Annotated in this window: 14 protein-coding genes; 4 read left to right on the forward strand and 10 right to left on the reverse strand. The window is 69.3% G+C overall.

Features of this window, described 5'->3' with window-relative positions; translation table 11 throughout:
- Positions 1-25 precede the first annotated feature (25 nt).
- Positions 26-895, reverse strand: a complete 870-nt coding sequence (locus NG1_RS04570; protein ID WP_062968244.1) for a 1,4-dihydroxy-2-naphthoate polyprenyltransferase — start codon at positions 893-895, stop codon at positions 26-28.
- Positions 896-952: 57 nt separating this feature from the next.
- Positions 953-1417, reverse strand: coding sequence for an SRPBCC family protein (locus NG1_RS04575; protein WP_062968246.1), 465 nt, complete (start codon positions 1415-1417; stop codon positions 953-955).
- A 132-nt stretch (positions 1418-1549) separates the two neighbouring features.
- On the opposite strand from NG1_RS04575, the gene NG1_RS04580 reads away from it, so the two are divergent.
- Positions 1550-4885 carry an AfsR/SARP family transcriptional regulator gene (locus NG1_RS04580; protein WP_309247296.1) on the forward strand — a complete coding sequence of 1112 codons (3336 nt, stop codon included), beginning with the start codon at positions 1550-1552 and terminating at the stop codon, positions 4883-4885.
- 131 nt (positions 4886-5016) lie between these two features.
- On the opposite strand, the gene NG1_RS04585 is transcribed toward NG1_RS04580, so the two are convergent.
- From NG1_RS04585 to NG1_RS04605, 5 genes are all read right to left on the reverse strand, one after another.
- Positions 5017-5850 (reverse strand): ABC transporter permease, encoded by an 834-nt coding sequence (locus NG1_RS04585; protein ID WP_062968397.1) that lies wholly within the window; start codon positions 5848-5850, stop codon positions 5017-5019.
- Between the two features lie 68 nt (positions 5851-5918).
- On the reverse strand, positions 5919-6911 hold the full coding sequence (locus NG1_RS04590) for an ATP-binding cassette domain-containing protein (RefSeq protein WP_062968249.1): 993 nt from the start codon (positions 6909-6911) through the stop codon (positions 5919-5921).
- Positions 6912-7228: 317 nt separating this feature from the next.
- Complete coding sequence (gene menE / locus NG1_RS04595; protein ID WP_062968251.1) at positions 7229-8389, reverse strand: o-succinylbenzoate--CoA ligase; 1161 nt, start codon at positions 8387-8389, stop codon at positions 7229-7231.
- A 338-nt stretch (positions 8390-8727) separates the two neighbouring features.
- Complete coding sequence (locus tag NG1_RS04600; RefSeq protein ID WP_062968253.1) at positions 8728-9120, reverse strand: VOC family protein; 393 nt, start codon at positions 9118-9120, stop codon at positions 8728-8730.
- A gap of 1 nt (position 9121) precedes the next feature.
- On the reverse strand, positions 9122-10015 hold the full coding sequence (locus tag NG1_RS04605) for a 1,4-dihydroxy-2-naphthoyl-CoA synthase (RefSeq protein WP_040870346.1): 894 nt from the start codon (positions 10013-10015) through the stop codon (positions 9122-9124).
- A gap of 94 nt (positions 10016-10109) precedes the next feature.
- Between NG1_RS04605 and NG1_RS04610 the strand changes: the two genes are divergently transcribed.
- The 3 genes from NG1_RS04610 (at position 10110) to menD (ending at position 13569) form a co-directional block, all read left to right on the forward strand.
- Positions 10110-10766: a PaaI family thioesterase gene (locus NG1_RS04610; protein ID WP_062968255.1), complete on the forward strand. Its 657-nt coding sequence runs from the start codon at positions 10110-10112 to the stop codon at positions 10764-10766.
- Positions 10767-10840: 74 nt separating this feature from the next.
- Positions 10841-11287 (forward strand): DUF6918 family protein, encoded by a 447-nt coding sequence (locus NG1_RS04615; protein ID WP_062968257.1) that lies wholly within the window; start codon positions 10841-10843, stop codon positions 11285-11287.
- Between the two features lie 638 nt (positions 11288-11925).
- Positions 11926-13569 carry a 2-succinyl-5-enolpyruvyl-6-hydroxy-3-cyclohexene-1-carboxylic-acid synthase gene (menD, locus tag NG1_RS04620; RefSeq protein WP_062968260.1) on the forward strand — a complete coding sequence of 548 codons (1644 nt, stop codon included), beginning with the start codon at positions 11926-11928 and terminating at the stop codon, positions 13567-13569.
- Positions 13570-13578: 9 nt separating this feature from the next.
- Here menD and NG1_RS04625 read toward each other — a convergent pair whose 3' ends face one another.
- The 3 genes from NG1_RS04625 to NG1_RS04635 form a co-directional block, all read right to left on the reverse strand.
- Positions 13579-13806, reverse strand: coding sequence for an Rv3202a family protein (locus NG1_RS04625; protein ID WP_062968262.1), 228 nt, complete (start codon positions 13804-13806; stop codon positions 13579-13581).
- 129 nt (positions 13807-13935) lie between these two features.
- Positions 13936-14184, reverse strand: a complete 249-nt coding sequence (locus NG1_RS04630; RefSeq protein WP_062968263.1) for a DUF8836 family protein — start codon at positions 14182-14184, stop codon at positions 13936-13938.
- 94 nt (positions 14185-14278) lie between these two features.
- On the reverse strand, positions 14279-14779 hold the full coding sequence (locus tag NG1_RS04635) for an SgcJ/EcaC family oxidoreductase (protein ID WP_062968265.1): 501 nt from the start codon (positions 14777-14779) through the stop codon (positions 14279-14281).
- Between the last annotated feature and the right edge of the window lie 54 nt (positions 14780-14833).

Below are 14833 nucleotides of genomic sequence, written 5' to 3' on the forward strand. Positions count from 1 at the left end.
CGGGCCGTGTCGGTCGGCCGGCGCGCTAGCCCAGCCCGACCGCGAGCGCGGTGACCGCCGACCAGACCAGCAGGGCCAGTCCGGAATCCCGCAGCGCGGGAATCAGTTCCAGGCCGCCCTTGCCGCAGCGCACCGGCGCGTTGGCGCGCACCGCGAGCGGGATCGCGATCAACCCGGCCAGTGCCCACGGTGTGCGGGCGACCAGCGCCAACGTCACGAGGAACGGCACGGCGAGCAACGCGAGGTGCAGCGTGCGGGTGCGCGGGTCGCCGAGTTTCACCGCGAGCGTGACCTTCCCGGACTCGGTGTCGGTGGGAATGTCGCGCAGGTTGTTCGCGACGAGCACGGCGCTGGAGAACGCGCCCACCGCGACCGCGAGCAGCGCGCCCACCCAGTCGATCCGGTCCGCCTGCACGAACTGGGTGCCGAGCACCGCGACCAGGCCGAAGAAGACGAACACCGCCACTTCGCCGAATCCGCTGTAGCCGTACGGGTTGCTGCCGCCGGTGTAGTACCAGGCCCCCGCCAGGCAGGCCGCGCCGATGAGCAGCAGCCACCACGCGCTGGTGAACACCAGCACCAGGCCGAAGCCGGCGCCGATGACCAGGCTGACGATCGCGGCGGTCTTCACCGCGCCTGGCGAGGCCAGTTTCTGCCCGACCAGGCGCAACGGACCGACCCGGACGTCGTCGGTGCCGCGGACGCCGTCGGAGTAGTCGTTGGCGTAGTTCACACCGATGATCAGGGCCAGCGAAACGAGCAGCGCGAGAATCGCTTTCCACCACACCGCACCGTCGACGGACGCGGCGGCTCCGGTTCCGGCGAGCACCGGGGCGATCGCGTTCGGCAGGGTGCGGGGTCGCGCGCCCTCGATCCATTGCGCTGCAGTAGCCATGTCCGCAGCATAATGGGCGCATTCGGACACGGTCCGCCCTCAGCTCGCGCGCGGCGATCAGGCCGTTTCGGTCGTCGCCGCCTGCTGCAACCGCGCGAGCCCCTTTTCGAAGTCCCGGCCGACGAATCTGTCCATCGGGATGAACTTGCCGATGACGCCCATCAGGCCGGTCTGCCTGCCGGTCATCCGCCAAGTCACTTCGGTGCCGGTCTCGACGGGTTCCAGAATGAAGGTCACCATGTTGGTCGCCTTCATCGGCTTCAGGAAATCCAGGCGAACGCCGATCTCGCGGTCGGCGCTGCCGATGATCTCCATGCTGCCCGCGCCGGCTTTGCGGTTGCCGCTCCAGGCGTAGCGCGCGCCGACACCGGAGTCCGCGCCGGAATAACTGCGCTGCAGCTGCGGGTCGAGGTCCTCCCACGGCGACCACTCGACCCACTTGTGGAAATCGTTGATCAGCCTGTGCACACGCGCGGGCTCGGCCGTGACCACGGCCGATCGGACCACCTCGAACTCAGCCATGGGGGTCAGACTATGCCACCGACCGCGCACAGTCCCGGCAGAGAAATCGTGTCGGCCCCGTGGGGCCAGCTCGCCTACGATGACCGCGGGATGTTTCCGGAGCGCAGCGGCCCGCACGGCCACAGTCGAGCAGTGACGACGCCCGCAGGCGAATCGGTCGTGGTGGCCCTGCTGGGCGAGGTCGCGCTGCGCCGTGACGGCCTGCTGACGCCGCTGCCGGGCGCGCGATCCCGGCTGCTGCTCACCGCCCTCGGGCTGCGACCCGGCCGCAGCCGCGGCGCGCACGCCCTGATCGAGGACGTCTGGGGCGAACAGCCGCCGCGGTCGCCGATGAACGCGCTGCACACCCAGGTCTCCCGGCTGCGGTCGGCATTGCCGGAGGGCGCGCTGGAAATCGGCCCGGCGGGCTACCGGTTGACACTCGCCGCCGAACAGGTCGATTTGTCCTCGGTGGGCGAGCGCGTCACGCGGGCGCGCGAGCTGCACGCCGCGGGTGACATTTCCGGATGCCTGGCGCAGATCGCGGGCGCGCGGGCGCTGTGGCGCGGGGATCCCGGCGCCGACCTGCCACCGGGTGACCTCGCCGACGAGCTACGCCACGCGGCCGGGCGGCGAAGCGCCGAGCTCGATGAGCTCGAACTCGCCGCACGCGAGGGCAGCGGTGACATCGACGGCGCCTTGGACCTGGCTCGGCTGCGCGCCGCCGCGGACCCGTTGGACGAGCCCGCGCAGCTCACCCTGATGCGTCTGCTCGCCGCCTCGGGACGGAGCAATGAGGCGCTGGAATCGTTCGCGGCCTTCCGTTCGCGATTGGCCGACCAGCTCGGCGCCGATCCAGGACCGGCACTTTCCGCGGCGCACACGGCGATCCTGCGCGGAGAGCCGATCGGGCCCACCGCGCCGCCGCGTGCCCCGACGCCGGTGGCGAGCGCCGGATACCGAACCGGGTTCCCGGCTACTTCCACGCCCTCGGCCGAAGCGACCCCGGAACCGCAGCCTGCCGCGATGGGGCTGCGTGCCGCTCCCAACGCGCTGCTCGGCCGGACGGACGATCTCGCCGCGCTCACCGATCTACTGGACGACTCCAGGGTGGTGACCGTGCTCGGCCCGGGCGGCGCGGGCAAGACCAGGGTCGCGAACGAGCTCGGTGCGCGGGTGGCGCGCACCCGCCCGGTGGCGCTGGTGGAACTGGCCTCGGTGCGTGCCGAAGGAGGCGACGCCAGGGTCGAGATCGAGGCGGCGATCGCCGCGGTGCTCGGGCTCAGCGAGGTCACCTTCGACACGGCGACGCTGCGCTCCGGGCAGACGGTCGATCTGCGCAGGCGGTTGCGCGACGCGGTGTCGGCGCGCTCGATGCTGCTGATCCTGGACAACTGCGAACATCTGGTCGACGCGGTCGCCGTGGTGGTCGCCGACCTGATCGGCGTCGCGCCACGGCTGACCGTGCTCACCACGAGCCGATCGCCGCTGGCGATCACCGCGGAGACCGTGTATCCGTTGCCGCCGCTGACCATCGATCCGGCGGGCTCACCCGCCACCGAACTATTCGCCGCCCGCGCCAGGGCGGTGCGCCCGGCGGTCCGGCTGGACCCCGAGATCGTCGCCCAGCTCTGCCACACGCTCGACGGGCTGCCGCTGGCCATCGAACTGGCCGCCGCCCGCGTCCGGGCGATGAGCGTCGAGGAGATCAACGAGCGGTTGGCCGATCGGTTCGCGCTGCTGCGCCACGGCGACCGCAGTTCGCCCGAACGGCATCGCACGCTGCACGCGGTGATCGACTGGAGCTGGAACCTGCTCGATACCGAACAGCAAGCGACACTGCGCAGGTTGTGCCGATTTCCGGCCGGTTTCACGCTCTCGGCCGCCGAGGCGGTCGCGGGTGGAGACGACGTGACCGATGTCGCCGCGGCCGTCGACGGTCTGGTCAACCAATCGCTGCTCACCGTGCTGGACGACGAGCTGCTCGGCACCCGCTATCGCATGCTGGAGACGGTGCGGGAATTCGGTGAAGAGCAGCTGGCCGCCACGGCGGGGGAGCCGGACGCGGTCGACACTCGGATGATGCGGTGGGCCAAGGACTACGCCGACGACGCGGCGAGCCGGTATATGACCGGCGATCAGGTTCACCTCGCCCTCTCCGTGGCGGCGGAGCTGGACAACTTGCTCGCCGCGCTGCGTTGTGGCATCGAACGGCGGGACGCGGCGACGGCCTACACGGTGTTCCCGGTCGTCGCCACGCTGTGGGTGATCCGCGGATCGCATATGGAAGTGATCGCCTGGGCGCAGCGGGTCATCGAATTGGAGCCGGCCGATTTCGGCCGGGAAGGTCCGCGTCCGGACCTCGTGCTCGTCACCTACCAGATGACGTTCCTGCATCTCGCTTACACAAACGGCAGCGCCAGGGAGATCGCCGTGCTGCGCCTGCGCGTGCGCCGATTGCTTCGTCGCTCCGTCGAACTCAGCGAGAACAACCGATTCATCGCCCGGGTGGTGCTCACCAGAGCCGACACGCGCGGACTCAGCAGGCTGCTCGCGGAGGCAGCGCGATCGGCCGATCCGGAAACCAGGGGCACGGCGCTGCTGTTGCGGGCCAACATGCGCGAGAACCAAGGTGACGTGCGCGGCTCCACCATCGACGCGATCAATGCGCTGGATGTCCTCGGGCGCGAGAACGTCTGGAGCGTGGCCATGGTGAGCAGGCACCTCGGACAGGTCTGTGGACAGATCGCCCAGTACGCCGAATCGGTGACCTATTATCGCCGCTCGCTCGACTTGCTACAGCGGCTCGGCGCCTACGAGGACACGGTGGAGATCCGCAGCCTGCTGGTGGCTTCGCTGGTAGGCGCCGGCGATCTGGAGCAGGCCCGGCGGGAACTCGACCTCGCGCTGGGCACGCCGGACCTGGACACCTCGTCTCTCGGACAGAATCGGCTGCTGTCCACGGTGATGCAGAGTTCCGCGGAAGTGGCGTTCGCGATGGGTGACACCGCAGGCGGTTTCGCGCGCTACGAGCGGGCACTGGAGCTGTTCGGCTGGCCGGACCAGGCGCTCGGTCCCGGGCCCGGCGCCCTGATGCTCGCCGCGGCTGCGCTCGCCGCGCAGGTACTCCACGGTGGCGTCGGCTCGAGCGCGGTCCTGGCCGCACAGCTGGCCGAGCTCACCGTGCCGATGATGACCCAGTACCGGGACCTGCCGCAGATCGGCGGCGTCGCCTGCGCGGTCGGGTCGTATCTCATCGCCGTCGACCGCGAGGTCGGCACGGGTCTCGACTTGTTGATGCTGGCGCCGAACGTCTTCTGCCGTCAGGATTTCCCCTCCATGCGCTGGCAACGGCACCTGGACGCGGCCATCGCGACGCTCGGTGCCGACCAGGTCGCGCAAGCCCGCCGCCGCCTCGGCCACCTGCGCCGCAGTGAATCCGCCGACCGCATCATGCGAATGCTCCACAGCCTCAATCCCACCCACTGACGGTCTTCGCATACGCCATTCGTTCTTCGCCCGCGCTTGGGCATGCGCGAGGGATTCCGGTCTCGTACGAAATACGCCGAAAGCAGGCCGGGTAACAGTCGTCACCCGGCCTGCTCGTGTGTGGAGAGGGCTCACGCCCGCCGCATGTACGCCTTGACCGTGAGCGGTGCGAAGATCGCGATCACGACCAGCGCGCCGATCAACGACCAGGCCAGGTCGCCGCCGAAACCGGCGCCGTTCATCAATCCGCGGCACGCGTTCACCATGTAGTACACGGGGTTCACGTGATTGAGCCCCTGCATCCAGCCCGGCATCGTGCTCACCATGGCGAAGGCGCCGGACATGAAGGTCAGCGGGAACATGATCATCATCGAGATGCCCTGCACGCCCGCGGCGCTCTTGCCGGTGACCCCGACCAGCGCCCAGATCCAGCTGATCGCGAACGAGCAGACCACGATGACCAGACCCGCCGCGACCACGCCGAGCACACCGCCCTCCGGGCGATAGCCGATGGCGACGCCGACGACGATGGTGAGCACGGTCGCGATGACGTAGCGCACCATATCGGCCAGCAGCGCGCCCGCCAGCGCCGAGATGCGGGCGATGGGCAGGGACTTGAACCGGTCGAAGACGCCCTTGTCCATGTCCTCACGCAACTGGGTGCCGGTGACCACCGAGGTGAGCACCACGGTCTGCACCAGGATGCCGGGGATCAGGACCGGCAGATAGTCGTGCACGCTGCCGCCGATGGCGCCGCCGAAGATGTAGGCGAACAAGGCGGTGAACAGGATCGGCTGGATCGTCACGTCGAACAGCTGCTCGGGCTTGTGCTTGATCTTCAGCAGGCCGCGGTAGGCCATGGTGAACGAATTCGATACCGCCTGGCCCAGCGGAACATGGTTGCTGACTTCGGGAATCTTCGTCGGCGCGGCACGGCGCGCCTCGGTCGTGGTGATGGTGGTCATGCTGGGTTCCTTATCGGCGTGCGCGGGAGCTTCGTGGTCGCGCAGGCTGCCGCCTGCGGGCCGGGCGTTCACGCCGCGCTCTTCTCGGACTCGTCGGTGGTGTCGTCGGCGGGGTGGCCGGTGATAGTGAGGAAGACCTCGTCCAGGCTCGGCTTGGTCACGGTGATCTCGTCGACGCCGATCTCCCGCTCGCGCAGGCGGATCAGCAGATCGGCGGTGACGCCCGCGTCGGTCAACGGCGCGGTGAGCCGCCCGGCCTCCGGGGTGATCTGCGCTTCGACGCCGAGGAAATCGCCGATGATGTGGCGCGCCTCATCGAGCCTGCCGCGATCGACCAGGGTCAGGTGCAGGCTGGAGCCGCCCACGGAGGCCTTCAGTTCGTCGGCCGTGCCGTCGGCGATCACCTTTCCGTGGTCGATCACCGCGATCCGGTCGGCCAGCTGATCGGCCTCGTCCAGATACTGGGTGGTGAGCAGCACCGTCGCGCCCTCGCGGACGAGGCGGCGGATGGTCTCCCACATCTGGGCGCGGGTGCGCGGGTCGAGGCCGGTGGTCGGTTCGTCGAGGAACAGCAGCGGCGGCGTCGCGATCAGGCTGGCCGCCAGATCGAGCCTGCGCCGCATGCCGCCGGAGAAGTTCCGCAGCGGCTTGTTCGCCGCCTCGGTGAGATCGAACTCCTCCAGCAGGTCGGCAGCTTTGCGCCGGGCATCGATGCTGCTGAGCCCGAGCAGGCGGGAGAAGACGATCAAGTTCTCGGTGGCGGTCAGATCCTCGTCGACGGAGGCGTACTGGCCCGTGACGCCGATGAGCGAGCGGACCGCCGTCGGCTCCGCCACCACGTCGCGGCCGAAGATGCGGCCGCGGCCGCCGTCCGGTCGCAGCAGGGTCGCGAGCATGCGGATGGTCGTGGTCTTGCCTGCGCCGTTCGGACCGAGCACGCCGTACACCGAGCCCTGCGGCACCGCCAGGCTCACCCCATCGACGGCACGCTGTTCCCCGAACACCTTGACCAGGCCGTCCGCCTCGACGGCGAGCGCTGAAGTTGGTGCGAAAGAAGTCATGTGGACAACTGTGGACACCGAGACTTGCACGGCTCTTGCACGGCGCTGTCGCATTGGGCTGTGTTGTTTTTCCAGCGCCTGCGGCGCTGGGTGTTCGCGGCCCCCTTGTGGCTCGCGTTTGCGCGACCGCCGCTTGCCTCCTTCGTCGCGTACGCGACGGCCGCGCAAACGCGAGCCGGCGCATGCTCGGTCTCGCTTCGCTCGAAACCGGGAGTGGGGTGCGCTGGGCGCGTCGGATGGTGGCGGCCTGATTCCGGGTACGCGGTCGCCGGTGGCGCGACTCGGCGCGCTGTGCTGCGGGCGCTGCCCCGCTGTCGTCAGTGGGCCGAGTCGGCCAAGAGGTATTCGCGGACTTTGGCGCGGTCGGGCTTGCCGGGGCCGCGCAGGGGGAACTCGTCGAGAACGGCGAGTTCGCGGGGAGCGGCGATGGAGTCCAATTCGTCGGCGACGTATTCGCGCAGCTCGGCCAGGTCCGGGGTGGCGCCGGGGGCGGGGATTACAGCGACGGCGACGCGCTGGCCGAGGCGTTCGTCCGGCAGGCCGACGACGACCACCTCGCTGATCGTGGGGTGGTTGATCAGCACGGCCTCGACCACCTGCGGGATCACCAGCAGGCCGCCGGTGGTGATCGCCTCGTCGAGCCGTCCGGTGATGCTCAGCAGGCCGTTGTCGAAGGTGCCCGCGTCCTCGGTGCGGAACCAGCCCGGTTCGGCGAAGGCGGGATGGTCGGGCTGATTGCGGTAGCCCGTGGCGATCATGGCACCGCCCAGCACCACCCGGCCGTCTTCGATCCGGACCTTCGTGCCCTCCAGCGGCACACCGTCGTATACGCAGCCGCCGCAGGTCTCGCTCATGCCATAGGTGCGCACCACGGTGATGCCCGCGGCTCGCGCGCGCTCGTAAACCGGCAGCGGAGTGGCCGCGCCGCCCACCAGCACGCCGTCGAGCTCGGCCAGCGCGGTGGTGGCCACCGGCGACTCGAGCGCCTTGATCAGCTGGGTCGGGACCAGGGATGTGTAGCGCCGTTCACCGCGCATACCCGTGATCGCGCCGGCCAGCGCCTCGGGCAGGAATCCGCCGGACACGTCCAGCACGGTGGGTTCGGTCCCCGCCAGGATGCTGCGCAGCAGCACCTGGATACCGGCGATGTGATGGGTGGGCAGGGCCAGCAACCAGTTGCCAGGACCGCCGAGCCGGTCGTGTGTGGCGGTGCCGCTCGCGTGCAGGGCCGCCGAACTCAGCATCGCGCCCTTCGGCACGCCCGTGGTGCCGGAGGTGGTCACCACCAGAGCGACTTCCTCGTCGATCGGCTCGCCGGGGGAGAGGGCGTCGCTCAAGCGTCTCGACTCGCGTCGATCGCTGTTGGGAATGGGCAGCCACGCGGCCCCGCTACCTTCCAGCGCCGCCCGCAGATGGGGCATGACATCGCCGAGACCGGACCCGGTGGGCATCGGCAAGGTGCGCAGTGTCTTGCTCATGCCATGCCTCGCCGCTCGCCAGGCTCGGTCGTGCCCAGAGCCGCTGTCCCCATGGCTCGCTCGCTGCACTCCCTCACGGTAGGGATCGTGTCATGCCCGCGTAACCGCGTGCGGAACGGGTCGGTATGCCGGAGTGGCGCACCCGCGGCGCGGTCACCCGGTCGGATCGGGGCTCAAGTACGACAGACATCGAGACTGCGATTCACTCGGTCGGACGGGACACGGACACAGCCGGCCCGGACGTCGGCGGTCGGGTGGCCGTCCGAGCGTTATCGTCCTCGCCGGTTCTCGCGTTGGCAACTCGGTGGCGCCCGCCGAACCACCTATCCGAACCGTTGCTACGACGGCGACCAGCGGGAATCCCGCCTGATCGGATGCGACGGCGGGACCTCCACCAGAACGATCGGCACGCCGTCGGGATCGTGCACCCACATCTCGTGCAAGCCCCACGGCTCCTCGACCGGGGCGCGGTCGATCGCGATGCCCTTCAGCGCCAGTTCCACGGCGGCGGCGGACACGTCGCGCACCTGGAGCCAGATGGCACCCTCGAACGACGACGATTCCCCCGACCCGCCGTGCGCGGCCACCTCGATCAGCGACTGGCCCGCGAAGAAGACGGTGCCGCCCGGATATTCCCGCGCGATGGCCAGCTCCAGGCCGTCCCGGTAGAACGCGAGGGTGGCCTGGTAATCGGCGGGCCGCAGGATGATCCGGCTGCTGAGGATGTCCATATCAGAAGTACCAGGGGTAGGGAGACCAGTCCGGCTCGCGTTTCTGCAGGAACGCGTCGCGGCCCTCGACAGCCTCGTCGGTCATGTACGCCATCCTCGTCGCCTCGCCCGCGAAGAGTTGCTGGCCGACCAGACCGTCGTCCAGCAAATTGAACGCGTACTTCAGCATGCGCTGTGCCTGCGGGGATTTGCCGTTGATGTCGGCGGTCCACTCCAGCGCGACGTCCTCCAGTTCGGCGTGGTCGACGACCTTGTTCACCGCGCCCATCTGGTGCATTTCCTCGGCGGTGTAGGGGCGGCCGAGGAAGAAGATCTCGCGGGCGAACTTCTGACCGACCATCTTGGCCAGGTAGGCGCTGCCGTAGCCGCCGTCGAAGCTGCCCACATCGGCGTCGGTCTGCTTGAAGCGGGCGTGCTCGCGGCTGGCCAGGGTGAGGTCGCAGACCACGTGCAGGCTGTGACCACCGCCCGCAGCCCACCCGTTCACCAGGGCGATCACCACTTTCGGCATGAAACGGATCAACCGCTGCACCTCCAGGATGTGCAGGCGGCCCGCGCGGGCCTGGTCGACCGTGTCCGCGGTGTCACCGCTGGCGTACTGGTATCCGCTGCGGCCGCGGATGCGCTGGTCACCGCCGGAGCAGAACGCCCAGCCGCCGTCCTTGGGGCTGGGGCCGTTGCCGGTGAGCAGCACCGCGCCGACGTCCGAAGTCATCCGCGCGTGGTCGAGTGCCCGGAAGAGTTCGTCGACCGTGTGCGGGCGGAACGCATTGCGCACCTCCGGCCGGTCGAACGCCACACGCACGGTGCCCTGCTCGATGTGCCGGTGATAGGTGATGTCGGTCAGGTTCTCGAATCCCGGAACGGGACGCCACAGCTTCGGATTGAACGTCACCCGGGCAATGCTAGGTCGCGCTGCGCCCGAAAGTCGTGAGCGGGCAGCGGGATCTCGATTTGACGGTGTAAAAATACGCGTTACCGTGCAAGTTATGAGCGAGCAAGTGAAACCGGTTATCGACCGGAGCGCGATGGACGGGTCCCGGTACGAGAAGCACGGCGGATTTCCGAAGGTCACCCCCGCGCGGGTCGGACCGAACTTCGGCGGATTCGTGGAAGCCATGCGGACGTTGCAGGATCTCGCCGTGTCCGTGGACGCGCCCGACGACGTGTTCGGGGCCGCGCAGGCCAAAGCCCGCGAGCTGATCGATCTGCTGGAGCCCTACCGCGCACCCGAGTTGCAGGGACCGGCCGGCCGCGCCGTCGAACTGCCGGGCCGGGGAAGCCTTCTGCTGCTGCCGTGGCAGGTGGTCGAGGCGGGGCGCGACGGCATCGAGATGACGGGTGTGTTCCGCCGTTTCCATCTCGGCGGCAACGGCGCCGCGCACGGCGGTGTGCTGCCGCTGCTGTTCGACGATCTGCTCGGCATGATCGTGCACTACGCCGGACGGCCGATCAGCCGCACCGCGTACCTTCATGTGAACTACCGCAAGATCACTCCGCTGGAAACACAACTGACGGTTCGCGGACGGGTCGACCGGATCGAAGGGCGCAAAACTTTCATCGCCGCCGAATTGCTCGATGAGCAGGGCGATCTGCTCGCCGACTGCGAAGGTCTGATGGTGGAGTTGCTGCCGTGGCAGCCGTAGCCGGGTGAATGCTGGCGCGGGTGCGTATAGTTGCCCTCGCTCGTTCATCGATACCGATCCGGAGGAACCTGAAAGTGGTTGCAGCACTGTCTGAATCTCTGCTCGACGACGCGAAGCGCCCGGCTTTCCTTGCCGATGCCGTCGAGGTTCTCGACGCCGAGGTCTCGGACAAGGGTGGTGCGTCCGGCCTCGCTGTGAAGGGTGGCTACGCGGCGGTCAAGAAGATCAGCCCGTCCATCGTGCCCGATGCGCTGGAGTCGTTGGCGCCCAAGCTCGTCGCGCAGCTGGAGCCGTTCTGGCAGGAGTACACGGCGTCGGGCTCCGGCAAGTTCGCCGATCTGCTCGTCGCCAAGTCGGACGAGGTCGCCGAGGCGTTGCTCGCCGTCACCGACGCGCGGGCCGAGTCCTCCTCTCGCCCTGCCCTGCAGAAGGTCTACTCCTCGATGCGTTCCTCGGCGAAGAAGAACGTCATCGAGGCGCTGCCGCGCGTGGGCGACCTGATCCAGAAGCACGCTCAGTAGTTTCTGCCGCGACTTCGTCGCGGCGTGTTCGCGGCCCCTTCATGGCTCGCGTCCGAGCAACCACCGCTGGCGACTTCGTCGCGTACGCGGCGGCCACTCGGACGCGAGCCGGGCCGTGTTGGTTTGCCAGCGCCTGCGGCGCTGGGTGTTCGCGGCCCCTTCATGGCTCGCGTCCGAGCGACCGCCGCTTGCTCCTTCGTCGCGTACGCGGCGGCCACTCGGACGCGAGCCGGGCCGCGAACGGCGCATGCTCGGTCTCGCTTCGCTCGAAACCGGGAGCTGAGCGGTGTGGTCGAGTGAGTAGGCAGGGCCGCGATTTGAGCCCTGCCTTGCAACGGTCGTGTCCGAGTGATGACTGCTGGCCCTGTTGGTTGCGGACCTAGTCGGGTTTGGACGTGAGCTGGGCGGTGTGCGCCTGCGAGGCCGCAGTGTTGCGGGTCCCTCCCTTGGAATGCGACTGAGCACCTATCGATAGCGACCTCCCTGCGGCATGCTCGGATGTCAGCCGAGCCGCGCGGGCTCGTCGGCCATCCTCGGGACCGACCACCGCTGCGTCCCGGAGGCAGTGTCCGAGGACACAGTGTGATTGCGAGCCTCCCGGCGGCGACTTCTAGTTGACTGTCTGCCAGTCTGGAGACGTGAACCCGTCAACAGCACAAGCGCAGGTCGTCGTCGACGAACTCGTGCGCGGGGGCGTGCGGGATGTCGTCCTGTGCCCCGGCTCCCGGAACGCTCCGCTGGCCTTCGCCCTCCAGGGTGCCGACGCGGCGGGGCGGCTGCGGCTGCACATGCGGATCGACGAGCGAACGGCGGGCTTTCTCGCCGTCGGGCTCGCGGTCGCGAGCGGGCATCCGGTCCCGGTCGTGATGACCTCGGGTACCGCGGTGGCCAACCTCGGGCCCGCCGTGCTGGAGGCGAACTACGCCCGCGTCCCGCTGGTGGTGCTCAGCGCCAATCGGCCCTACGAACTGCTCGGCTCCGGAGCCAACCAGACCGTCGAACAGCTCGGCTTGTTCGGCAGCCAGGTCCGCGCCACCATCTCGCTCGGTCTGGCGGAGGAGGAGGCCGGGGACGCCGACCACTCGCCCTACGGCCAGCAGAACAGCCAGTGGCGTTCGGCGGTGTGCCGGGTGCTTGCGGCGGCGCGCGGCACTCGCTCCGGCAACGCGGGCCCGGTGCACTTCGACGTCCCGTTGCGCGAGCCGCTGGTCCCCGACCTGGCGCCGGGTGAGTCGGCTCCCACGGGTCGCGCGGGCGATTGCGCCTGGACCGAGACCCAGTACGCCACCCTGGACGTGCCGCTCGATCTCGACCTCACACCCGACACGGTGGTGATCTCCGGACACGGCGCCGGGTTGCGCCCGGAGCTGGCGGATCTGCCGACCGTCGCCGAGCCCACCGCCCCCATGCACGGGCCCGCGCTGCATCCGCTGGTGCTGTCGCTGCTGCGGCCGAAGCAGGCGATCATCACCGGCCGCCCGACCCTGCACCGGCAGGTCTCGAAGGTGCTCGCCGATCCGGATGTCCGGGTCTACGCGCTCACCACGGGTCCGCGCTGGCCCGACGTGTCCGGCAACGTGGTCGGTACCGGCACGCGCGCGGTCATCAGCGGCGCCCCCAGCGCGCGATGGCTGGAGCACTGTCGTGAACTGAACGCGAAGGCCGACCAGGTGGTGCGCGCCGAACTCGCGCGGCATCCGAAACCCACCGGGCTGCACGTCGCCGCGGTCGTGATGGACGCGCTGCGGGACGGCGACCAACTGCTGCTCGGCGCCTCGAACCCGGTGCGGGACGCCGCACTGGTGTCGCATCCGCGCCCCGGGATCAAGGTGCTGTCGAATCGCGGCGTGGCCGGGATCGACGGCACGGTCTCCACCGCGGTGGGCGCCGCCCTGCACCACGAGGGGCGCACCATCGCGCTGATCGGCGACCTGACCTTCCTGCACGACGCGTCCGGTCTGCTGATCGGCCCCGGTGAACCGCGACCGGCCGACTTGACCATCGTGGTGGCCAACGACGACGGCGGCGGCATCTTCGAGCTGCTCGAGCAGGGCGACCCGCAGTACGCGGGGGTGTTCGAACGGGTCTTCGGCACCCCGCACGGCATGGATCTGGCCGCCTTGTGTGCCGCCTATCGCATCCCGCACCGGCAGGTGGACCCGCAACAGCTGGCCGTCGAACTGACCGCGCACGCTCATGGCATGCGGGTGCTCGAGGTGGCCACCGAGCGGTCCAGCCTGCGGGAACTGCACGCGACGGTGCGGGCGAAGATCCAGCCCTGAGCCGTAGGGTCAGAAGCCGAATTCGTCCTCGGGGTCGTCGTCCATCGGAACCACGATGGACTGCTCGAGCACGTCCGCCGGATTCGCCTCCAAGACGTCGCGCTCGGGAATCGCCCGTCCGACGGCGTCGTCCTGCTCCGGCAGGTCGTCGGCGACCACCGGCTCCTCCGGATACGCCGGGACGGACTGCTCGGCGAGATCCGCCTCCGGGACCGCGTCGGCAAGGGGATCTGACATCGTGCGCTCCTCTCCGCGTAGGCGTCTCGATGGGCATACCCGTCGCGGGATGCCGCAATCGAGGCGGACGATCGACTCCGACTGCATCGAGGATGCCCGTGGTCGGGACGGACGGCAAGCATTTTCGCCTCAGCGTTGTCGCTCTTCGTCGACCCGCGCCGCCGTGGCATCGGCGGGGTGCTCGACCAGTGCGAGCGTGCGCCCGGCCATGAACCGCGCGGTCCGCACCGCCGTCCCCGATCGCGTCACTTCGCTGACTTCGACCACGCCACGCGCGATCCTGACCTCGACCCGCCGCCCCGCCCGGGTAGCCGCGATCTCGTAACTGCGAGAGCCGTCGCCGACGTCGACGACGATCTCCACCCGATCACCCTTCATCTACCAATTATCCGCTTTTCCAGCGCATTTCGCCGCTACGAGTGCGTAACGGCGGCCCCTCGCGCGCCGGTCGAGACGTCCCGGTGCAGCGCGGTTACCGAGCGGGCCGGCGCGGTCCGACTCCGAGCCTGCGTGCCGCGCGGCTCATGAGGCGCGACATTCCGGCCGGAAGGGAATCCGGTTCGGGAACCGTCACCGGGCGGATCCGGCCGTTGTGGATCGCGGTTATCCGCCAGCCCTCGGAGGTACGTACCAGCACCAGCGTCTGGCGCGATCGCCTGCGCTCCGGCAGCCGCGATCGCCACGGCATCAATACCGACGCCGTGCCGTGCAGGATCGCCACGTCCGGGGTGACGAAGCGAATCGACTCCAGGTCGCCGACCAGTGCGGAGCCTGCCAGCACGCCTCGGAAGAGCTTGTCGTGATTGCGCTGGTGCTCGGCTCGGCCGATCGCGCGGGTGCCGTCATAGGACACGTAGTCGGAGTCGGCGGTGAAATGGCCGGCGTAGGCCTCGGCGTCGTTGTCGGTCCAGGCCTGCATGAGGTCGCGGAACAGCGTGCGGATCTCGGCGTCGTCGATGTCGGTGTCGTGCATGGCAGCGTCCTTGTGCGTGCTATTATTTCGATGAACGAAAGATACGATAGCAGA

Origin of the sequence: Nocardia gamkensis NBRC 108242, from assembly GCF_001612985.1 — a bacterium.
Lineage (GTDB): Bacteria > Actinomycetota > Actinomycetes > Mycobacteriales > Mycobacteriaceae > Nocardia > Nocardia gamkensis.